This is a genomic window from Natronococcus amylolyticus DSM 10524 (assembly GCF_000337675.1).
GTDB classification, from domain to species: Archaea; Halobacteriota; Halobacteria; order Halobacteriales; family Natrialbaceae; genus Natronococcus; species Natronococcus amylolyticus.
Map to the genome: position 1 here is coordinate 170,578 of NZ_AOIB01000026.1, position 20,905 is coordinate 191,482.

Here is a 20,905-nt window from a genome sequence, read left to right on the forward strand (position 1 = left end):
CCGCCGAGAGTAGTCACCGTATGAGCGATCGGGCGGAATCGACCGAGGAACTGCGGTGGTCGACCGGCAGCCCGGCCGTCGAACGACAGCGGTTTCGGGCGATCGCCGACGCCCTCGACGGCGGCGTGCTTCAACTCGACGCCGACGGACGGATCGTTACGGTCACCGACGACCTGCTCGAGATCGCGGGCTACGCTCGCGAGCAACTGGTGGGCGCACGCGTCTCGGCGCTGTTCGACGACGATGTCCTCGAGCGCGAGGATGAGGGTGAGAGTGAGGACGACCCGGGTCACAGACGGGACCTCGAGACGGTGATCGAGACCACCGACGGCCGAACCGTCGACTGTACGGTCCGTCTCGAGCGGCTCATCGAGGAGGGAGAGGAACGCGGTACCGTCTGCATCGTCAGGCATTCGGGAGCGCCACCGCGGGCGGGTAGGGGAAGCGACGACCCGGATCCACGGACCCGGCGGCTCGAGCGCAGCGTCGAGCAGCTCTCGTCCGAGCTCGACGCGGTGTTCGACCGCATCTCCGACGCCTTCTGTGCCCTCGACGACGGCTGGCGAGTCACCTACGTCAACGACCGGGCCGCGGAGCTGCTCGGCCGGCCGGCCGAGGACCTGCACGGGGCGAACGTCTGGGAGGCGCTGCCGTCGCTCGTCGGCACCCACCTCGAGGAGCGACTCCGGACCGTGATGGCGACGAAAAAGCCCCTCTCGTTCGAGCGTCGCGTCGAACCCCTCGACAGCTGGGTTCAGATGGACGTCTATCCGACCGAGGTCGGGATCTCGGTGTACTTCCGGGACGTGACCGAACAGGTCGAACGCGAACGTCAGCTGACGGTGTCGGAGCGTCGGTACCGAACCCTCGCCGAGCAGTTCCCGAACGGGATCGTCGCCCTCTTCGATCTCGACGGGGAGTACACGCTGGCAGCGGGTCGCGGCTTCGATCGGCTCGACGCCGACCCGGCCGACCTCGAGGGGAAACACTTCCGGGAGGTCTGGGACGAATCGGTCGCGGCGACGGTCGGTCCGGCCTACCAGCGCGCTCTCGAGGGCGAGGAACAGCGGATCGAACTCGAGCAGGACGGCCGAGCGTGGCTCGTCCACGTGGTTCCGGTTACCGACGACGGCGGGAACGTCGTCGCCGGGCTGACGATGGCCCAGGACGTTACCGACCAGCGGGAACGCGAGCGCTTCCTGCAGGACGCGAAAGCACAGCTCGAGGCCGCGACGGAAGCCGGCGCCGTCGGCACCTGGGAGTGGCGCGTCCAGGAAGATCAGTTTGTCGCGGGAGCGGCCTTCGCCAAGACGTTCGGGGTCGATCCCGACGAGGCTCGGGAGGGGGTCTCCCTCGAGCGTTTCGTCTCGTCGATCCACCCGGCCGACCGCGACCGGGTCGAGCGAAGCATCGAGGACGCCCTCGAGCACTGCAGCGAGTACGAGGAGGAGTACCGCGTCCGCAACGCCGACGGCGACCTCCGCTGGCTCGTCGTCCGCGGTCACGTCGAGTGCGACGAGGACGGAACCCCGCGTACGTTCCCCGGCGCGGTCGCCGACATCACCGAACGAAAGCGCGCCGAGCGGAAGCTCCAGACCCACAAGCGCCAGCTCGAGACGCTGTTCGAGGTGTTGCCCGTCGCGGTGATCGTCGGCGACGCCGACGGACGGCTCATCGAGGCCAACGAAACGGCGCGGGAGCTGTGGGGCGGGGACGTCTTCGACGCCGAAGCGATCGGTGACTACGAGCGCTACGACGGCTGGTGGGCCGACACCGGCGACCCGATCGAACCCGAAGAGTGGACGATGACGCGCGTCCTCGAGGGCGAGGAGGTCACGGACCCCGACGTCCACGAGATCGAGACCGCCGACGGCGAGCGTCGGATCGTCATGACACACGGGATGCCCGTGCGCGACGATCACGGCGAGGTTCGTCGCGGCGTGATCACCCAGACCGACGTCACCGAACGTCGGGAGTACCAGCGCCGGCTCGAGGAGACGATCGAGAAGCTCGAAACGTCGAACCAGCGCCTCGAGCGCTTCGCCTACGCCGCCTCCCACGACCTCCAGGAGCCGCTGCGGATGGTCTCGAGCTACCTCCGCCTGCTCGAGGATCGCTACGGCGATCGACTCGACGGCGACGCCGAGGAGTTCCTGGCGTTCGCCGTCGACGGCGCCGACCGGATGCGCGAGATGATCGACGGCCTGCTCGCTTACTCCCGGATCGATACCGCGGGCGAGCCGCTCGAGCCCGTCGAGCTCGAGGCGGTGTTCGACGACGTCCTCGGGGGACTGGGCGGTCGTATCGAGGAGTCGAACGCCGAGATCGACGCCGAGTCGCTCCCGTGGGTCGAGGGCGACCCCAAGCAGCTCCGTCAGCTCCTCCGGAACCTCCTCTCGAACGCGCTCACGTACTCACGGGAGAACGAGCCGCGGATCACCGTTTCGACCGAACGACAGGGGCCGATGTGGCGAATCTCGGTCCGCGACGAGGGGATCGGCATCCACCCCGACGAGACCGAACGTATCTTCGAGGTGTTCCACCGGCTGCACACTCACGACGAGTACGCGGGCTCGGGGATCGGGCTCGCGCTCTGCCGGCGGATCGTCGAGCGCCACGGCGGCGAGATCTGGGTCGAATCGGAGCCCGGAGAGGGATCGACGTTCTCGTTTACGCTTCCGGCGGCCGACGAGGCGTACGGTAGCCGCTGAAAATCGGTGCGCACCCGATCGGACGACGGCTGGACGATCGGTGTCAATAATTTCAGTTATCGCTCGAGTAGACAGTAGTACAATTCCTTTACTCAAGGGACGTATGAAAATATAGTCACGTACAGATGAACTATGTACCAGCTCGGTCCGACCATTCACCCGCGGTGGCGCGCGCTGTCGGCCGTCCGAACGTCAGTGAGGACAGGCGACCACGCTGTGCGAGGGATGAGCGAACAACGTGAACGAATCGGCTGGGGAAGGTGTGGCGATTCCATGTATTCGTGCGAGTAGAACCAGGTACTTGTCAGTATCACCCCGAAAGCCCCTGGCGCGCTCGAGGGCTGTGGCTCGCTGTGCTCCTCGGTCGCGTTGCTCCCTGCGGTGCTTGCTTCGCCTCGCGCCTCCAGCGCGCTAGCCCCTTTCAGTTCCACCCAGTGGTGGTCAGTTGGGCTGCAGACACGATGTCGAACGGTCCATACGCACGCTTTGCGTGACGAATTTGACGGTTTAGATTCGCTACCCAGACTAAACAAAGAACCGCACTACCAACTGCTGCTACAGTCAAACCCCCTTGCTCATCAGGTGGCTGCGCAACACGTCGGCTTCCTTGTTCCCCGTCCCAGTGTTGACCGCGACGACCGTCTCGTCGCCGTCGAAGGCGCCCCGGTCGGCCAGTTCGAAGAGGCCGCTGACCGCCGCGGCACAGGTCGGCGCCATCTCGAGGCCCTCTCGCTTTGCGACCGCGATCGCGGCGTCGAGGATCTCCGGGTCGTCGGTCGCGACGGCGCCGCCGTCGCTCTCGCGGATCGCCTCGAGGATCCACGGGCTCGCGCCGGGGTCGGGAATTTCGATGCCGCCACAGATCGTGTCGGGGTGTTCGACCGGTTCGTGGACGTCCCGCCCCTCCTCGAACGCCTCGACGATCGGCGCACAGCCCGACGCCTGGGCGGCGTAGAAGGACGGAACGGCGTCGCTCAGGCCGAGCGTCTCGAGTTCGCGGGCGGCCTTGTACATCCCGACGAGACCGACCCCGCCGCCGGTCGGGTACGAGATCACGTCGGGGCTCTCCCACTCGAGCTGTTCGGCGATCTCGTAGAACATCGTCTTCTTCCCCTCGTGGCGGTACGGCGTGGCGAACGTTTGGAGGGAGTACCAGTCGTCGTGTTCCGCGAGTCCCTCCTCGAAGGCCGCGACGGCTTCGCCGATCCGTCCGCCGACGACGTTCATGTCGCCGCCGTGGACGTTGATCATCGCCTTGTTCGTAAAGCCAGAACGCGAGGGAACGTAGACGTGCGACTCCATCCCCGCCCGTCCCGCGTACGCTGCGGCCGCCTGGCCCGCGTTGCCGGCCGACGCCAGCGCCACCTCGCTCGCGTCGTGCCCGTCTGCGGCCGTCACAGCGACGGTCTGTCCCCGATCCTTGAACGTCCCCGTCGGGTTCCGCCCCTCGTCTTTGATCAGCAGCCGACCGACGCCCAGTTCGTCCGCCAGGGCCGGACACTCGACCAGCGGCGTCGCGCCTTCATCCATCGTCACGGCGTCCTCGCGGGGGAACGGGAGCAGTTCCTCGTAGCGCCACAGCGAGTCGAACGGGCGCTCGGCGAGCGTCTCGCGATCCAGATCCACCGCGTCGTAGTCGTAGCTCGGATCGAGGATTCCACCGCAGTCCGGACACCGGTGGCTCTCCGCGCCGGCGTCGACCGTCGACTCGCAGTCGACGCACTCGAGGCCCTCGAAGGCGGCTGTCGTCTCCATAGAGGTGTGTTCGCGGCGCGGGACTAATGGCTGTTCATCGGACTCGAGAGCGGGGTTTCGGTTCCGCGATCAGACGGCGGGACGTTCGCTCGAGGGTCCGTCGTCGGACGTCTCGAGCGAGACGGGGTGGAGGTCGCCCCAGGTGTGCCCGATGACGTAGTAGGCCGCGACGAGCGCGTAGAACGCGACGATCGCGCCCAGCACGGTTCCGACGAGCGGGACGGCGTTGAGTACTCCCGAGACGAACGAGCCGACGACGACGATCCCGAACGCCAGTAGCCACCCCGTCGCGTACGTTCCCGTCGCGAGGACCGCGCGGAGTTCGTCGACGTCGAACCCCGCGCCGAGGCGCCGCTCGCTCGCGAAGTTCGCGATCGCCGCGGGCGAGACGTACGCGGCTCCGACGAACGTCGCGAGGGTGACCATCCCGGCGAGGAAGAACCCAATCGCACCGATCGTCCCCGGCGTGCCGCCGGTGGCGAGCCAGACGCTCCCGAACAGGACGGCGCCGGCGGCCACGGGAACGAGCGAGTACGCGAGCAGGATCGCGAACGCCTTCGCGCCGTCGATCGTCAGGTCGCCCCAGTCCTCGAAGCCGGGGGCCTCGTCGTCGTCGCGGCTGGTCCGAGCCAGCACGCGGACGACGTACCCCCAGACGAGAAAGAGCGGGATCAGCAGGAAGCCAAACAGCAGGCAGAGCCCGCCGATGATGCTCGTCTTCAACGCGTCGTCGCTGTCTTTCAGGTAGGTGACTGATTCGGATAGCATGATTTCCTCGGCCGCAGGCGACTGCAGTCGCTCGCGGTCGATCGAGAGCTATACGCGCGACAGCTATATCAAGCGATCGTCGACGCTCGGCTCGAGCGCCGGAGATCGACTCGAGCCCAGCGGTGAGGCCATCGGCTATCGGACACCTTGAAGAGCTATCGGCCGTCGACACCTCGAGGACGGGATTCGAGCGACTCCGAACGAAGAGTCGCGTCGCTCGAGGGCAGCGAGTCCGAAGAGATAGAAGTTCAGTTGTCGCCCGTCTTGGACTGCCACTCGTAGTCGCGGCGCTTGGCGGACTTGCCGAAGCCGCACGACGAGCAGACCTTCTTCCTTGTGTGGTAGGACTTCTCTCCGCAGCGACGGCACTTCGTGTGGGTCGTCTTGTTCTTCTTTCCTTGGCTCGGGGTTCCTGCGCCAGTCATGGAGTGATCGAAACGACGTTATCGCCGCGTATAATCGTTGTGTCTTCGACCGGCGCCTCGTCGTCCACTTCTCGGTCGCCCGCCCTCGAGACGTCCTCGAGCACGAGATTCATGTGCTGATCGTAGCCCGTAAGATCGCCGACGTACTCGTCGCCGCTCTTGAGCCGTACGGTGACGCGTTCGCCGAGCGACGCCTCGAGGACGTCAAGCGGTCGTCCACTCATACAACACACCGCCAGTGACGCGCACTTAATCGTACCGATCGAGACTCCCAAACCTCCGAGTCGACGGCCGTCGACGCGCTCGAACAAGCCAAACGGCTAAGTGACCGCTCGCCGACTCCCCCGACATGGGAGAGAAGAAGTTTACCCTCATCGAGCTGAACCTCCAGGGCGACCACCAGTTCGGGCCGCGAGCGATCGACGACGCGCTTCCGTTCGGCGAGAAACGGGAGGAAGCCGACCTCGAGGGCGAGGAGGAACTCGAGGGCGAAGCGGAAGCCGAGGAAGAGGGCGGCGGAAAGGGAGCGATCGGCGCCCTGATCGCGCTGGTCGTGCTCGTCGCGCTCGGCGTCGCGGCGAAGAAGTACACTGAGGGCGACGAGGCCGAGGAGTTCCCCGAGGACGAACAGCCCGACGTCGTGGTCACGTAGTCGGTACGGCACAGTTTTTCTGACGCGATCGGAAGACCTGTCCAGTAGTTGGGAGTGCGAGTGGACCGTCCGGCATCGAGTCTGCAGCCCTCCCCAACCACCGCCGGGTGGGACTGAAAGGGGCTGGCGTTCTGGGGCGTTCCGACGACGCAAGCACGCGACTGCAAGGAGGGCGCGCAGCGAGTCAGAACGCCCCAGAACGCCAGGGGCTTTCGCGGTAATGACAGAAGCAGACGCTGCTCGCACGAACACAGGGATCGCCACGCCCTCCCCAGCCGACTCACTCGCTGCGCTCGTTCGTCCACTGGAAGACGCGCTGCGTCTTCCAAGCCGTTCGCTCGCATGGCTCGCGAAGACCTCGCACAGCATCGTCGACCGCCCTCGCTTTCGCTCGAGCGGTCGACAGCGCACGCCACCGCAGGAAGAACGGTCGGATCGAGCTGAGACGTCGTTCACCTGTACGTGACGCGAGTTTCGGATGGGGTTCCGAACACCCAAACCGCGCTCTCGAACCGCGAGTGGGCGAGCCGAACCCTTTTGCGTTCGCTGCCCGTAGCTCACTCCGTGAATCTCTATCGTAGTGCCCGCGCGGTCGCCGGCGCCTCCGGCGACAGCGTGATCGACTGGCAGTCGGCCGCCGAGGGTGCCAAGGCGGCGACCGACCCCGGATCGCTCGACCTCGAGCCCGGCGAGCGGGAGGCCTACGCCCGCGACGTTCGCGAGGCTCGCGCGGCCGTCCGGGCGGTCTCGGGCGCGGAGTTCGACGTCCCCGACACCGTCGAGATCCAGAACCGCCACCACTGGATCGACGCCAACGTCGAAACGTTCGAACGGGTGATGGGCGCCCTCGAGACGCCCACGGGTGCCTTCCCGGGCGCTGCCCGGACGGTCAATACTGGAACGATGACCGTGTTGCTGGCGTTTCTGGGCCGGAACGTGCTCGGCCAGTACGACCCGCTGTTGCTCGCGGACACGCCCTCCGAGGACCATGCGCTGTACTTCGTTCGTCCGAACATCCACAAGGCGGCCGACGCCCTCGAGGTCGACGTCGACCGGTTCCGCCGCTGGATCGCCTTCCACGAGGTGACCCACGCCGCCGAGTTCGGCGCGGCGCCGTGGCTCTCGGAGCACCTCGAGGAGCGAATGCAGGACGGAATCGCGGACCTCTCGACGGGGTCGTTCAACAAGGCGGCGTTCAAGGATCTCGACGCGGCGATGACGGTCGTCGAGGGGTATGCGGAGCTGCTGATGGACCACGCCTTCGACGACGAGTACGAGGACCTCCGACGGAAACTCGACGAGCGACGACAGGGTCGGAGCCCCCTGCAGCGGCTGTTCCGACGCCTGCTCGGGCTCGGCCTAAAGGAACGCCAGTACGAGCGCGGGAAGAACTTCTTCGAACACGTCGTCGCGGTGCGGGACGTCGAGACCGCGAGCCGGGTCTGGGACCGACCCGAGAACCTCCCGACCCAGGACGAACTCGACTCGCCGGGGCTGTGGATCCAGCGAATGGGTCGCTGACGACGCCGATCCGCTCTTCTACGCCAGGATCCAGTGGAGATACCAGAGCAGTCCGCTGCCGGCGACTAACCCGACACCGATCGCCGTTCCGATTCCCGCGAGCGACGCCTCGCCGTGGATCGCGATCAGTCCACAGGAGAGCCCCACGAGCAGGACGAACGCGATCCCCATTCGAGCCGATGGACTCGTCACCACGCTGGACTGCGGTGATCGACGGTCGGGGCCCCGCCGCCGACTCATAGCTCGTCGGCCGTGCTGACGTGCATCGTCCGGAACAGCCACGGGGGGGCATCGTCGCCCGCGTCGACGGCTTTGGATCCCGACTCGACGACCTCGGGACGAACCAGCGTTCCGCTCCAGCGAGTGTCGAACCGACGATCGGTCCCGGCTTCGGTGTCGGTCCAGGCCATCGTCACCTCGTCGACGAACGTGGCGTACGCTCCGTCCTCGTTGATCGAGAGTCCATGGCTCTCGACGCTCCAGTCGGTGGTCGTCTCGGTCTGGCTCTCGAGGGCCTCGGCGACGGCATCGTACCCGAAGGCCGCCTCGCTGATCCCGAACTTCGTCGTCGAGGAGTCCTCGAGAAAGTACGGCGGCAGGGGCGTGCCTCGTCGGAGGGCCTCGTAGTACTCGCGGACGACGGCCGCAGCTTTGTCGCTCATACCGTACGTTGTCGGAGTCGGTCGTCAAAGGCTCACTGGACGCAGTCGCAGGCGCCGCAACCTTACATAAAGCCGCGATCGACCTCGTCGGTCTCGATGAGGTCGTCGAGTTCGGCGCTCAGCAGCTCGTCGGCCTCCTCGAACCGATCCGAGAGGTCCTCGAGCTCGTCGGGTCGGTCGTACTGGTCGTACGCCATCGGTCCGAACGCGGGGCTCTCGAGGGCGTCCATCACGTCGTCGAACAGGTCCTGCGGTCGGGTCGGCGCGTCCGAGTGCGTCTCGAGGACGGTCTCGAGGCGCTTCGAGACCGTCTTGGCGTGGTCTTCGTCTTCGGGCGGCGACTGGACCGCGAATCGCCCGTCCGACTCGCCGTCGGGCAGGAAGGAGCCGATCTCGTCGTCGAGGCTGCGGGCTACCTTCGTTCCGACGCCCCGGACCTCGAAGGGGTTTTTCGCGTACGTCTTGAGGAAGAACACTCCCGCCCGGGGGTGTGCGAGGTACATGTCCTCGCCGACGCCGCCCGCGCGGTCGCCGGCGACGGCTCGCCAGTCCTCGGGGTCGACGCTGCGCTCGGTAACGTCCTCGAGCACGTCCTGCCAGTCGCGAATCCGCATAGGGAACGCTTGTCGCGCGGGCAGAATGAACGTATCGGTTACCTCGAACCTCGGATCGGCGGGAACCGAAAGGCATACCATCGCGCTCCCGACAGCACACGCAACCGCCGAGTTCCCATGGCCTCACGCCGACGCCCGTCGTTTCGCGAACTGTTCCGTACCGAACCGGTAACCAGCGCCCTGCTTTCGGTCTGCCCGCTCGTTCTCGCGGCCGGCCAGCTCGCCAACGGCTACCTCAACGATCTCCCGCCGACGATCACCCTCTCGTTTGCCGTCGTCATGGTCGCGTTCGCGGTCGTCGCGACGGACCACCACGCCGCTCGCTTCCGTCGACGACGGCTCGAGGCAGATCTGGATCGCTGAGACCGACCGACACCTATTCCTCCCGGGCGACGGGATCTCGCTGCTACATGATCGGGACGGGGCCGACTCGAGAGATCGTCGACTGGGAGCGAACGACCGACGACGGGACGACGGTGTACGTCATCGAGTACAGCGAACCGGTCCCCGAGCCCTCCCTTCGTTCGGCGTCGCTGTTCGGCGCCAGCAGCGGTGGAACGGTTCCGGAAGCCGACCGACGGATCACGCTACCCGACGGGGAGCAGCTCCCCGCCGACGAGGTCGTTTTCGACGCGGACGGGACCGTTCTCGAGGTCCGACACGAGGGGCCGTCGCTGCTTCGCCGGATGCGGCGCGCGCTGTTTCCCTGGCTGTAGGGCTCGTCCTCGGTGTGTGTGTGTGTGTCTCCCCGGTTTGTGACCTCGTCGGGCAGCGTTCCGCGATCGATCGTTCCGGACGGGCCGATGGGGTTCGACTCCCAGGAGACGCCCCGTACAGTATCCTCGTCCCGTAACCACACACGGTTACGGAACGGTGTGCTTTTTGCGTATATAGAAGTTAAGTAAACCAACCTTCGAAATCCATTTATACTGGGCGTTCGACGAAGTATCCATGCCGATACATCGCCGTGAGATGCTTGCGGGGATCGGCGGGGGCGCGACGATCGGTCTCGCTGGCTGTACCAGTAGTTCCGACGGCGGTGACGACGACGGACCGGAGATCAGCGGCGAGACGATTACGCTCACTACGACGACGAGCACGTACGATACGGGCCTCATCGACGAACTCAACGCGCCGTTCGAGGATCGGTACGGCGTCACCGTCGACACCGTTTCGCAGGGAACGGGCGCCGCCCTCGAGACCGGACGGAGCGGCGACTCGGACGTCGTCATGGTCCACGCCCGCTCGCTCGAGGACGAGTTCATAGAAGAGGGGTACGGGGTGAACCGCCGCGACGTTATGTTCAACGACTTCGTCGTCGTCGGGACATCCGACGATCCGGCCGGAATCGGCGGTGGGGACGACGTCGAAGCGGCGTTCGCCACGATCGCCGAGGAGGGCGCGACGTTCGTCTCGCGTGGCGACGACTCCGGAACCCACGCGAAGGAACTCGAGCTCTGGGACGCGGCCGGCGTCGACGAGTTCGGCGAGTGGTACCAGGAGGCCGGTCAGGGGATGAGTGAGGTGATAATGCAGGTCGGACAGACCGGCGACTACACGCTCGCCGACCGCGGAAGCTTCCTCTCGATGCAGTCGGAGATCGACCTCGAGATCCACGTCGAGGGGCCGATCGAGGGCGGGCCCGAACTGCTCGCGAACCCGTACGGGATCGTCGCGGTCAACCCCGGGGCTCACGACGACGTCGAGTACGACCTGTCAATGGCCTACATCGGCTATCTGACGGGTCCCGAAGGCCGGGAGATCATCGAGGAGTACACCCTCGAGGGCGAGCAGCTGTTCTTCCCGGAAGCGATCTCGGAGGAACCGAACTTCCAGCAGTACGTCCCCGAAGACTGGGCTCCCTCGGAGGCCGACGACTGAACCAAACCGATGCCACTCGAGTTAGCGACCGTCTCCCCGTTGTTTGCCGAGTTCCCCTTCGAGTGGAACTACATTCGAAGCATCGTTCGCGTCTCGCTGTACGTGAGCCTCGTCGCGGTGGCGCTGAGTACCCTGTGTAGCCTCCCGGTCGCACTCCTCGTCGGCTTCACGGAGTTCCGGGGAAAGACGCTGCTCACGTCGATCATCAACACCGGGATGGGGTTTCCAAGCGTCGTCGTCGGACTGATCGTGCTATTTGCGGTCTCGGGCCAGGGTCCGCTCGGGTCGCTGGACCTCGTCTTCACCCCGGAGGCGATGATCTTGTCACAGTTCGTCCTCGCGACGCCGGTAATTACGGGCGTAAGCCTCGCGGCGGTCAGCAGCGTCGAGCAGAACGTCCGCGACGCGGCGTACGCGATGGGTGGAACGCGATTCGACGTCGCCCTCGTCACAATCAAGGAAGCCCGCTACGGAATCGCGACGGCGCTGCTCGCCGGCTTCGGCCGGGCGATCAGCGAGGTCGGCTCCGTGCTCATCGTCGGCGGAAACATCGCCGGCGCGGACGGCGAATCGTACACGCGAACGCTCACGACCGCGATCCAGCTCGAGGCCCGACAGGGTCGCTTCGAGACCGCGATGATCCTCGGAGCGATCCTCGTCGTGCTCGTGCTCCTCGTCAACGCGGTCGTGGTTCGACTGGGTAGCGGTAACGGAGGCTACCGATAATGCTCGACGCACGAAACATCCACCACGGCTACGGTTCCGAGACGGTTTTCGAATCCGTCTCCCTGTCGGTCACGCCGGGCGAGGTCGTCGCGATCATCGGCCCGTCCGGCGTCGGGAAGTCGACGCTCCTTCGGCTGCTCGCGCTGTTCGACTCCCCCGATCGGGGAACGATCGAGTACGGCGACACCGACGTGTGGGACGTCTCGGAACAGCGGCGACTCGAGTTCCGACGCCGGATCGGAATGGTCTTTCAGGAGGCGAGCCTGTTCGACGCGAGCGTCCGTCGCAACGCCGAGTACGGACTGCGCGTCCGCCAGCCCTGGACGGATCGGCTCCGTCACGAGTTCGCCAGCCTGGTCGGACGGACCAACGGCACCGGTGCCGAGATCGAAGCGCTGGAGACGGTCGGGCTGGGCGAGAAGGTCGATCAGGATGTCTCGTCGCTCTCCGGCGGCGAGGCACAGCGCGTCGCGTTCGCTCGCGCGCTCGCGTACGATCCGGAGATCCTCCTGCTCGACGAGCCGACGTCGGACCTCGACCCGCGAAACACCGCGCTCATCGAGGACGCCGTTCTCGAGGCCCGCGATCGGGACATCGGCGTCGTCGTCGCGACACACGACATGCACCAGGCCGAGCGCATCGCGGATCGGGTCGCGGTGTTTCTCGAGAACGATATCATCGAGGTCGGCCGTACCGAGGACGTTTTCGACGATCCGGACGACGAGCGGACCCGGAAGTTCATCGACGGCGAGCTGATCTACTGACCGACACTACCAACCGTTCGGACGAGCCTCGAGGGGGAGCCGACGACCACCGGTCGGTTCGCGTCGGCTACGGCGCTCCGGCGTCGGGTTCCGTCGCGACCGTCCGCGCCTCTCGAGCCTCGTAGGCGTTGTAGCTCGCCAGCCCCGCGATGAGCAGGCCGGAGACGAGCGTGCTCCAGAACCCGCTTACCATCCCGAGCAGAGCCGGCGCGACGATCAGCCAGATTCCCAGGATCGCGACTAGCGAGCCGACGCCGATGCTCAGTGGGACGTCGTTGACCAGCCGGTAGTAGTTGTACGCACCCGCGACGAAGACGGCGCCGCCAACGAGGACGTTGTTCCAGAGGCCGGCCGCGCCGACGTCGTAGACGAGCGCCGAGAGCGCGACCCAGGCGCCGAGCGCGGCGACGATCGCGCTGATGAAGGGGGTGTGACGCCGTCGCTCCTCGTTCGCGATCTGGGTCGACTCGTCCCGCGGGTCGCGGCCGCGGTCGTCTCGGTCGCCCGCGCCGGTTCCCGAATCGGTCTCGGTGGGCGTGTGATCCTCCGGGGCATCGTGTCGAGCGTCGTCACTGCCGGAGTCGTTCATGGCGGCCAACGGTTCGCTTCGGAGCTGCAAAAGGACCGCGACCGTTACGCCGTGTGAACGGCCCATCCCCGAGGTAATCCGGGGTTACGTCGGGACGAGCGGACGATCGCTCCTCGAGCCGTGACCGATAGCGTTTTTGACGCCTCGCGCCTGACGACAGGCGTGGACGTACGCGGAACCGTCGCGGACGACGTCGAGGTTCGCTCGGTATCGACCAGCTACGGCGAGAGCGACCTCGCCGAGGTCCGGCTGGTAACTGACGACGGCCCGGCGGGCGAGGACGACCGCCCGGTCGAGGCCCACGAACCGATCACGGTGACGCTGTGGAATAAGTGGACCGAGTCGGCCGAGCTGCTCGAGCCCGGGATGGAACTGCTCGTTACCGACGCGGAAATCGACGAGTACCAGGGGGAAACGCGGTACAAGACGACGGGCGACTCGTACGTCGTCGTCGAACCGAGCTTTCTGGTGAACGTGACGGCGATCCGGAACTGGACCGAGTGCCCCCGGCTGTACTACCTGAACAAGCTCTCGGGCGTGCCGCTGAACTACCCCGTCGTGAAGGGGACGTTGGTCCACGAGGTGTTCGGGGACCTCCTTCGAGGCCGGGAACTCGAGGAGTCGATCGACGCCCGCGTCGAGGAGCGGGGCCTCCAGCTGGGGCTGCTCGGGGAGGACCCGGAGTCCGTCGCCGAGGACGTCAGACAGAACGCGTCGGCGATCGAGGGCTGGCTCGAGCAGGGTCGCCTGACCGAGGAGGATAGGGCGGCTACTGCCGCCGATAACTCGGAGCGGGCGTTCTCGCCCGCGAAGAGCAGCTGGCGCTCCGAGCAGCTGCTGATCAGCGAGACGTTCGGTATCCGCGGGCGGGCCGACGCCATCCGGCGGGGGGCGCCCGTCGAACTCAAGACGGGGAAGAACCTGAAGAAGGAGCCCCGGTTCAAGGACAAGGTCCAGGCCGCCTGTTATGCACTCCTGCTCGAGGAACACGGCGGCGACGTCGACACCGGGACGCTGCTTTATACGAAGAACTCGGCGCTGGACCGCAACGAGGAGACCGGCGACCTCACCCCCGCCAAGGAGTTCTCGATGGGCGCGGGGCTTCTGAAGTACGTCGTCCGGCTACGAAACGAGATCGCGGCGGCCGAGGTCGCGGGCGACGTGCCGACGGGCTACGAGGGCAACGCCAAGTGCGAGTACTGCTTCGAGCAGGACACCTGCATGGTCGTCTCGGGTCGGCTCGATCAGGAGTCGAAGGCGGGCCAGATCGGCCAGCCCCTGCCCGCCGAGGAGCGCGAGTTCTTCGAGCGCTTCTCGCACGCGATCGAGGAGGAGCGACGCGAGGTCCACCGCGAGTACGCCAAGCTCTGGGAGCAGAGTCCAAAAGAGCGGGCCGACGACGACCGCGCGCTGATCGACCTCGAGTTCGCGGAGAAACGCCCGCTCGAGGAGGGCCGCTGGGAACTCCGGGCCCGTCGGACGAGCGGGGCGAACTCCAAGATTCGCGAGGGCGACCTGGTGCTCGCGAGCGACGGCCACCCGGTTCGGGGGCAGTCCGAACTCGCGCGGATCGAGCGGTTAGACGAGGACGAGGTGGTTCTGACGGCCGACGAACCCGTCGAGGTCACCCGGCTCGACGTCTATCCCTCCGAGCTGACGACCGACCGACTGCTCGTCGCGCTCCACGACACGCTCCTGAAGGGCAGCGAGCGACGCAAGGACGTACTGTTCGGTCGCGCCGAACCCGAGTTCGACGAGCCGGAGGAGACGTTCATCGGGAACAACGCGGCACAGGACGAGGCCGTCCGGAAGGCCGTCGGCGCCCGGGACTGCGCGCTGATCCACGGCCCGCCCGGGACGGGCAAGACGTACACCATCGCCCGAGCCATCCGCGCGATGGTCGAACGCGGCGAGCGCGTCCTGCTGTCGGCGTTTACCAACCGAGCGGTCGACAACGCCCTCGAGGCGCTGCTCGAGCAGCTCGAAGGCGTGATCGAGGAGGATCGGATCGTCCGCGTGGGCTCCGAGAGCGGCGTCCGCGAGGACATGGCGCCGTACCGCCTCGAGCGAGCCGGCGACCCCGAGGAGCGACTCGCGGAGCTCGAGAACGCACAGGTTGTCGCCGCGACGACGGCGACCTGTGGCTCCCGGATCATGAAGGAGCAGTCGTTCGACGCCGCGCTGGTCGACGAGGCGGCCCAACTCACCGAGCCCGGAACGTTCGCGGCGATCAACCTCGCCGAGCGGTTCGTCCTCGTCGGCGACCACGAGCAGCTGCCGCCCGTCGTGCGCGCCGAAAACGAACTCACCGAGTCGCTGTTCGAACGGCTCGTCGAGCTTCACCCCGAGGCGGGCGTGATGCTCGATCGCCAGTACCGGATGAACCAGCGCATCCAGGCCTTCGCCTCCCGGGAGTTCTACGACGGGAAGCTCCGGCCCGCCGAGCCGGAGGTCGCCGCACGAACGCTCGACGACCTCGAGGGCGTCTCCCGCGACGACCTCCCCGCCGAATTCCGGGATCCCGTCGCGTTCGTCGACGTCGAGGGCGACGACGAGCGCTACACCGACAGCCTGGAAGCGGCCCGCATCGCCGAGCTGATCGCGGCCTACGAGGCCGCGGGCGTCGACCCAGCCGACGTCGGCGTCATCGCCCCCTTCCGCGCCCAGGTCTCGGAGATCTCGAGGCACGTCCCCGAGGGCGTCGCCGTCGACACCGTCGACCGCTTCCAGGGCTCGAGCAAGGAGGTGATCATCGTCTCCTTTACGGCGACGGGAACGCTCGAGGGGCCGATCTTCGAGGACTACCGGCGGATCAACGTCGCGCTCACCCGGCCGAAGCGCGCGCTCGTGCTCGTTGGCGACTCCGGAGCGCTGTCGTCCGATCCGGTGTACGGACGGATGCTCGAGTGGGCGCGCCGTTGAGTCGTCGCTCGGAATCGCGCGGCGGCCGTCGATCGAAACCGCGCAGCGTTATGTATCCCCGTCCGCAAGTTCGGGTATGTCAGAGGAGGTTCCGGTACACACGAACGATATCCTGGTCCTCATCGTCGTCTCGATACTCGGCGGATTCCTGCTCGCGGCCTGGACCCTGCCGCCCGCGCTCGCGTTCGACTTCGCGGTCTCGGTCCTGGCGGGGACGGTCCTGATGGCGTTCCTGCTCTTCATTCCGGTGATGGGCGTCCGGCTGTTCATCGACGACTACCGCGACGACGGATCGTCGGGGTAGCCACGACCGTCGCCTCCGGTCGATCGACGGAGTAACTGACCGAGGTGATTTTTGTCGCTCCGCTTCGAACGTGGTTCGTGAACGTTCCACTCGGAGACGGGTCGATCGACGTCTCCCTTTCCGACTGCGACGTGACGGTTGCCGAGCCACCGGGCGGCGAGGCCGTCGACGTCAAAGCGGCCGCCCAGCGAGCGCTCGAGGAGCCGCTCGGAGCGCCGCTCGCCGAGCGGATCGACGCGAGCGACGACGTCGCGATCGTCGTCACCGACATGACGCGGGAGGCGCCCGACGACGTTCTGCTCGAGGTCCTCCTCGAATGCCTCGCCGACCTCGGCGTTGCCCGCGAACAGGTGACCGTCGTCGTCGGACTCGGCCTCCACCGTCCGATGACCGACGCGGAACTCGAGGCGATGCTCGGCCCGCATGCTGACCTGGCCGTGAACCACAATCCGGAGTCGGTCGTCGAGGTCGGAACGGTCGGCGGGAGCGAAGTGTACGGTGCTTCGGGCAACGCGAGCGACGGCGTCCCCGTCGAGATCGGGCTCCCGGTCGCGAACGCAGACGCCGTCCTCTCGACGGGTGTCGTCGAGCCCCACCAGTACGCGGGCTTCAGCGGCGGCGCGAAGACGGTCGTCATCGGCGCGGGCGGCGAGTCGCTGATCCGCCACACGCACGGCCCGGAGACGCTCGCCCGCGAGGGCGTTCGCCTCGGACGGCTCGAGGGAAACCCGTTTCGCGAGCTGCTCGACGAGGCGGGCGATCTCGTCGGGATCGACCTCTCGCTCAACCTGACCCACGGTCCGACCGGGGTCCTCGGCGTCCGGGCCGGCGACGGCAGGCGGATCGTCCGAGAGCTGGCAACGGTGGCTCGAGACGCCCTCTCGGTTCCGATCGAGCGCGAGTACGACGCCGTCGTCTGTGGGGTCGGCGCGCCGAAGGACGCGAACCTCTACCAGGCGACTCGCGGTGCGACCTACGTCGCTCTCGGGGACCGAAACCCGCTGCGGGAGGGCGGCAAACTGGTCGTTCCCGCGGCGCTGCCGGAAGGTGCCGGCGAGGGCACTGGCGAGCGACGGTTCTACCGTCGACTGCGCGAGGTCGACGATGCCGAGTCGCTGTACGACGATCTCCGGGAAGGGTACGACCCCGGCGCCCAGCGGGCGTTCGTCGTCGCTCGGGTCCTGTGCGAACACGAGATCGTCGTGACGAACAGCGAGGCGCCCGACGTCGTCGAGGAGTGTCTGATGCGCGCCGAGCCCGACGTGTGCGACGCCGTCGAGTCCGGAAGCGACGTCCTCGTCGTTCCCGACGCCCTGAACACGCTGCTCGTCGCGTGCTCTCGAGCCGACGGCGGCCTGCGAACGCGGATCTAGCTTTACCCCGCTCGAGGTGGTGTGAGCGGTATGTTCGACCCTCTTAGCTACCGACCGACCGGTCGCGTCGCCGTTCGGATCGTTGCCGCGATCGCGCTCGTTTCCGTTGCGACCGGGATCCTCTCGATCCTCACGGATCCCACCCTCGAGGCGGCGGGGCCGCTCGCGGATCTCCAGGCCACGGCCGAGTTCAGCGGGACCGTCGTCGGGTTCGCGCTGCTCGTCGCCGCCTGGGGGATGCGTCGGGGCTACCGCATCGCCTACCTCACGGCTGGGGCGCTCGTCCTGCTCGCGGCCGCTCACGGGGTCGTCCAGCTTCGCCTCCTGTCGGTGCCCCTGATCGTGGTCTCGATCGGCGGGCTCGCGGTTCTGGCGCTGACTAGCACCCGGTTTACGCGCTCGAGTCGGCTCGACCTCTCGCCGACCCAGTTCGGGTCGTTCGTCGCCATCGTCGGCGTCTTCTGTTACGGCGTCGCGGGAGCGTACACGCTCCGGAACGGGTTCGCCGAACTCGAGACCGTCGTCGACGCCGTCTACTTCACGCTCGCCACGGCGAGTACGGTCGGCTACGGTGACATCCACCCGACGACGGAGGCGGCGCGGCTGTTCGCCGTCTCGCTGCTTCTGCTCGGGCCGACGACGGTCGCGGTCGCCGTCGGCAGCCTGTTCGGTCCAGCCATCGAAACGCGACTCGCCAGGACCGGTCGTCGAGTGACGAACCATCATTCCGCCGACACCGACCGCGTCGCCGTCCTCGGACTCGACGAGATAACCGTCGCCGCGGTCGAACGGCTCGCCGATCAGACTGCCGTAACGGTCGCGGCGAGCGACGAGAAGCGTCTGCGGGCGCTCCCGGACTCGGTCGATGGAGTCGTCGGCGAGCCGACGGACGACGAGACGCTCGAGTGTGTCGACCTCGGCGCGTGCGATGCGGTGGTGATCGCCGCGAGCGACGAGCCGGCGCTCGCCGGCGTCGCACGGGCCACGACGGACGCTCGCGTGATCGCGATCGCAGACGGGTCGACGGCTCCGGAAGTCGAGAGGCGGGCCGACGTCGTGATCGATCCGCTGGCGGTCGCGGCCGACGCGACGACGGCTGCGACGCTCGGCGAACCCGATGCCGCGGCTCAGTCGTCCGCGTCGGCGGCTTCCCACAGCGGGTAGAGATCGTCCTCGATCGGCTCGGTGATCATCTCGGCGCCGAGTTCGAGGGAGAACTCGTCGCCCTCGTCGTCGCTCAACCCCGCCTCCTCGACCGTTCCGATCGCCGCGGCTTCGAGCCCGGCGGACTCGAGTTCCGCGAGACAGTCGTCGAGCGCGTCGGCGGGAACGGTCGCGAGCAGGGCGCCGGAGCCGAAGATCCGGAGCGGGTCGACGTCCGCTGCCGTACACAGGGTCTCGGTTTCCGGACGAATCGGAACCGCGTCGCGGTCGACTGCGAGTCGAACCCCGGAGGCGCGGGCGAGTTCGAGCAGCCCCGCCGCGACGCCGCCCTCCGTGGGGTCGTGCATCGCGGTCGCGTACTCCCGCAGGACGCGACCGTCGGGAACGACGCTGATCTCCTCGAGGAAGTCGACTGCCCGCTCACGGACGGCAGGGTCGACGTCCAGCTCGCCGCCGAAGTCGGCCGCGAGGATGGCCGTTCCCTCGATCCCCGCGGCTTTCGTAATGACGATCCGGTCGCCGGGCTCCGCGCCCCCGGTCGGAACGAAGGCGTCGGTCGATCCCATCGCGGTCAGCGAGACCAGCGGGCGCTCGAGCTGGTCGACGTACTCCGAGTGACCGCCGACGATCGACGCGCCGACCTCGCGGGCCGCGGCGTCGATGTCGGCCGTGATCTCCTCGAGGGGCGACTCCTCGTCGGGAAGCAGGATGACGGTCGTGAGCCAGCGCGGGTCGGCGCCGGATGCGGCGACGTCGTTGCAGGCGACGTGGACGCCGAGGCGGCCGACCTGGGAGGCCGCGAGCGAGATCGGATCGGAGCTGACGACGAGCGTGCCCTCGCCCTCCGGCCAGGCGATGGCCGCGGCGTCCTCACCGTCGGCGGGCCCCTGGATCACCGACTCGTCGTCGCTCGCGGTCCCCGTGCGACCGAACACGTGCTCGAGCAGTTCCGCCGGCGGTACCTTTCCGGGCATACCACGAACTGGGCGGATCGGCGGTTTGTAGCTGTCGACAGCACTCGGCGGCTCGAGGCAGACGGTTCTCGGGTGGGCTTTCGACGAACGTACCAGAGCGGACTTCGAGCAGGAGCCGCTGGAATCGGACGATGAACCAGCGAACGATCCTCCTGGCCGTTGCGTTCGGACTCGCCGGCTTCTCGGCCGCGGTCCACCTCGTCCTCGGGATCGGCGGCGTCCTCGAGTCCGTCACCGACGGCGCGAGCGTTCTCCTGCCGATCCTGTTTCTGATCGGCGCGGCGCTCGTCGTCGCCCTCGGCGTGAGCTACGCCACCGGGGTCGTCGCGCCGCCGACGGTGTACCTCGCGGGCGCGCTCCTGATGATCGCCCACGTCCTCGCATACGCCGACTGGCACGTCTTTCAGGTCGCGGAGGGGATATTTGGGTTCGAGGGGCACGATCACTCCCACGACGATCACGGGCACAACGGAGACGATGACGGCCACAGTCACGACGACGATCACAGCCACGACGATGATCACGGCCATGACGACGACCATGCGCACGACGATGACCACAGTCACGACGACGACCACGCCCACGGCGACGACGGACACGATCACGACCACGACCACGACGGACCGGCCCACGAGGTTCTGGTCGACCACCTCCGGGACGACCTGGCCGCACTCTCGACGAAGCTCGCCGAGATCGGCGCTGCGGTCGCGTTCGCGACGCTGTTCCTGCTCGAGCGGTAATCATCTCGTCAGCGAGACGGCCGTCACGGATACCGACAACGCCTTCGGAGGCGTTCCGTCCTCGCAGTAGAGAGCGGTGTTTTTCAGAACACCGCGTGAAAATCGCGTTCCGTACAGGTCAAGCAGGTAACGGAGCAGCTATTGATCTCTCCGGATACTGTCAAAAGGGATGTATACTGCATCTCTCGAACCAAACCGAGTAGCGGCTTGTCTCGATTGACGGCGGAAGTATCTTAGACAGCGCTTTCGAGAGTCAGTTCTCTTGCTAATAATATTGCCAGTATTCCGCATTTACTGAACTAGAACCGGAAAAGTTGAGTATCTAAGGAGCATACTTATATATCTCCGCCTGCTCTGGAG

Annotated in this window: 22 protein-coding genes; 13 read left to right on the top strand and 9 right to left on the bottom strand. The window is 67.1% G+C overall.

Annotation, left to right across the window (positions count from 1 at the left end; genetic code table 11):
• Nucleotides 1-20: 20 nt before the first annotated feature.
• The gene (locus tag C491_RS12555) at nucleotides 21-2,711 is read left to right on the top strand and encodes a PAS domain-containing protein (protein WP_005556797.1); all 2,691 of its coding nucleotides are present in this window, start codon (nucleotides 21-23) and stop codon (nucleotides 2,709-2,711) included.
• A gap of 561 nt (nucleotides 2,712-3,272) precedes the next feature.
• Here C491_RS12555 and C491_RS12560 read toward each other — a convergent pair.
• From C491_RS12560 to C491_RS12575, 4 genes are all read right to left on the bottom strand, one after another.
• Complete coding sequence (locus C491_RS12560; protein WP_005556799.1) at nucleotides 3,273-4,466, bottom strand: threonine synthase; 1,194 nt, start codon at nucleotides 4,464-4,466, stop codon at nucleotides 3,273-3,275.
• 69 nt (nucleotides 4,467-4,535) lie between these two features.
• Nucleotides 4,536-5,234 (bottom strand): DUF4013 domain-containing protein, encoded by a 699-nt coding sequence (locus C491_RS12565; RefSeq protein ID WP_005556802.1) that lies wholly within the window; start codon nucleotides 5,232-5,234, stop codon nucleotides 4,536-4,538.
• A gap of 248 nt (nucleotides 5,235-5,482) precedes the next feature.
• Entirely contained in the window at nucleotides 5,483-5,659 is a 177-nt protein-coding gene (locus C491_RS12570) for a 50S ribosomal protein L37e (protein ID WP_005556804.1), read from the bottom strand.
• Nucleotides 5,656-5,883, bottom strand: a complete 228-nt coding sequence (locus C491_RS12575) for an LSM domain-containing protein (RefSeq protein WP_005556806.1) — start codon at nucleotides 5,881-5,883, stop codon at nucleotides 5,656-5,658. The genes C491_RS12570 and C491_RS12575 overlap by 4 nt, the downstream gene beginning before the upstream one ends.
• 125 nt (nucleotides 5,884-6,008) lie before the next feature.
• Between C491_RS12575 and C491_RS12580 the strand changes: the two genes are divergently transcribed.
• Together C491_RS12580 and C491_RS12585 are read left to right on the top strand one after the other, a co-directional pair.
• Nucleotides 6,009-6,311 carry a hypothetical protein gene (locus C491_RS12580; RefSeq protein WP_005556807.1) on the top strand — a complete coding sequence of 101 codons (303 nt, stop codon included), beginning with the start codon at nucleotides 6,009-6,011 and terminating at the stop codon, nucleotides 6,309-6,311.
• A 564-nt stretch (nucleotides 6,312-6,875) separates the two neighbouring features.
• The gene (locus tag C491_RS12585) at nucleotides 6,876-7,832 is read left to right on the top strand and encodes a zinc-dependent metalloprotease (RefSeq protein WP_005556809.1); all 957 of its coding nucleotides are present in this window, start codon (nucleotides 6,876-6,878) and stop codon (nucleotides 7,830-7,832) included.
• Nucleotides 7,833-7,850: 18 nt separating this feature from the next.
• On the opposite strand, the gene C491_RS12590 is transcribed toward C491_RS12585, so the two are convergent.
• From C491_RS12590 to C491_RS12600, 3 genes are all read right to left on the bottom strand, one after another.
• Nucleotides 7,851-8,072 carry a hypothetical protein gene (locus tag C491_RS12590; protein ID WP_049891837.1) on the bottom strand — a complete coding sequence of 74 codons (222 nt, stop codon included), beginning with the start codon at nucleotides 8,070-8,072 and terminating at the stop codon, nucleotides 7,851-7,853.
• The gene (locus tag C491_RS12595; RefSeq protein ID WP_005556811.1) at nucleotides 8,069-8,494 is read right to left on the bottom strand and encodes a nuclear transport factor 2 family protein; all 426 of its coding nucleotides are present in this window, start codon (nucleotides 8,492-8,494) and stop codon (nucleotides 8,069-8,071) included. The genes C491_RS12590 and C491_RS12595 overlap by 4 nt, the downstream gene beginning before the upstream one ends.
• Nucleotides 8,495-8,556: 62 nt before the next feature.
• The gene (locus tag C491_RS12600; RefSeq protein ID WP_005556813.1) at nucleotides 8,557-9,108 is read right to left on the bottom strand and encodes a hypothetical protein; all 552 of its coding nucleotides are present in this window, start codon (nucleotides 9,106-9,108) and stop codon (nucleotides 8,557-8,559) included.
• A 117-nt stretch (nucleotides 9,109-9,225) separates the two neighbouring features.
• Between C491_RS12600 and C491_RS12605 the strand changes: the two genes are divergently transcribed.
• The 5 genes from C491_RS12605 (at nucleotide 9,226) to C491_RS12625 (ending at nucleotide 12,479) form a co-directional block, all read left to right on the top strand.
• Nucleotides 9,226-9,471: a hypothetical protein gene (locus tag C491_RS12605; protein WP_005556814.1), complete on the top strand. Its 246-nt coding sequence runs from the start codon at nucleotides 9,226-9,228 to the stop codon at nucleotides 9,469-9,471.
• A gap of 47 nt (nucleotides 9,472-9,518) precedes the next feature.
• Nucleotides 9,519-9,824: a hypothetical protein gene (locus C491_RS12610; RefSeq protein ID WP_005556816.1), complete on the top strand. Its 306-nt coding sequence runs from the start codon at nucleotides 9,519-9,521 to the stop codon at nucleotides 9,822-9,824.
• Between the two features lie 235 nt (nucleotides 9,825-10,059).
• Nucleotides 10,060-10,989 (top strand): substrate-binding domain-containing protein, encoded by a 930-nt coding sequence (locus C491_RS12615; RefSeq protein WP_049891839.1) that lies wholly within the window; start codon nucleotides 10,060-10,062, stop codon nucleotides 10,987-10,989.
• A 9-nt stretch (nucleotides 10,990-10,998) separates the two neighbouring features.
• Nucleotides 10,999-11,715, top strand: coding sequence for an ABC transporter permease (locus C491_RS12620; RefSeq protein WP_005556820.1), 717 nt, complete (start codon nucleotides 10,999-11,001; stop codon nucleotides 11,713-11,715).
• Nucleotides 11,715-12,479, top strand: a complete 765-nt coding sequence (locus tag C491_RS12625) for an amino acid ABC transporter ATP-binding protein (RefSeq protein WP_005556821.1) — start codon at nucleotides 11,715-11,717, stop codon at nucleotides 12,477-12,479. The genes C491_RS12620 and C491_RS12625 overlap by 1 nt, the downstream gene beginning before the upstream one ends.
• 67 nt (nucleotides 12,480-12,546) lie before the next feature.
• On the opposite strand, the gene C491_RS12630 is transcribed toward C491_RS12625, so the two are convergent.
• Complete coding sequence (locus tag C491_RS12630) at nucleotides 12,547-13,068, bottom strand: SPW repeat domain-containing protein (RefSeq protein ID WP_005556824.1); 522 nt, start codon at nucleotides 13,066-13,068, stop codon at nucleotides 12,547-12,549.
• 162 nt (nucleotides 13,069-13,230) lie between these two features.
• Between C491_RS12630 and C491_RS12635 the strand changes: the two genes are divergently transcribed.
• The 4 genes from C491_RS12635 (at nucleotide 13,231) to C491_RS12650 (ending at nucleotide 18,831) form a co-directional block, all read left to right on the top strand.
• Nucleotides 13,231-15,990, top strand: coding sequence for an AAA domain-containing protein (locus C491_RS12635; RefSeq protein WP_005556826.1), 2,760 nt, complete (start codon nucleotides 13,231-13,233; stop codon nucleotides 15,988-15,990).
• Nucleotides 15,991-16,066: 76 nt separating this feature from the next.
• Nucleotides 16,067-16,294 carry a hypothetical protein gene (locus tag C491_RS12640; RefSeq protein WP_005556828.1) on the top strand — a complete coding sequence of 76 codons (228 nt, stop codon included), beginning with the start codon at nucleotides 16,067-16,069 and terminating at the stop codon, nucleotides 16,292-16,294.
• Nucleotides 16,295-16,371: 77 nt separating this feature from the next.
• Entirely contained in the window at nucleotides 16,372-17,667 is a 1,296-nt protein-coding gene (locus tag C491_RS12645; RefSeq protein ID WP_049891853.1) for a lactate racemase domain-containing protein, read from the top strand.
• A gap of 30 nt (nucleotides 17,668-17,697) precedes the next feature.
• Nucleotides 17,698-18,831: an ion channel gene (locus C491_RS12650; protein ID WP_005556832.1), complete on the top strand. Its 1,134-nt coding sequence runs from the start codon at nucleotides 17,698-17,700 to the stop codon at nucleotides 18,829-18,831.
• On the opposite strand, the gene C491_RS12655 is transcribed toward C491_RS12650, so the two are convergent.
• The gene (locus tag C491_RS12655; protein ID WP_005556834.1) at nucleotides 18,795-19,805 is read right to left on the bottom strand and encodes an AIR synthase family protein; all 1,011 of its coding nucleotides are present in this window, start codon (nucleotides 19,803-19,805) and stop codon (nucleotides 18,795-18,797) included. The two genes, C491_RS12650 and C491_RS12655, sit on opposite strands and share 37 nt — an antisense overlap.
• A gap of 131 nt (nucleotides 19,806-19,936) precedes the next feature.
• Here C491_RS12655 and C491_RS12660 point away from each other — a divergent pair, with 131 nt between their 5' ends.
• A complete protein-coding gene (locus C491_RS12660; protein WP_005556836.1) occupies nucleotides 19,937-20,545 on the top strand; it encodes a hypothetical protein in 609 nt (202 codons plus the stop codon).
• Nucleotides 20,546-20,905: the final 360 nt, after the last annotated feature.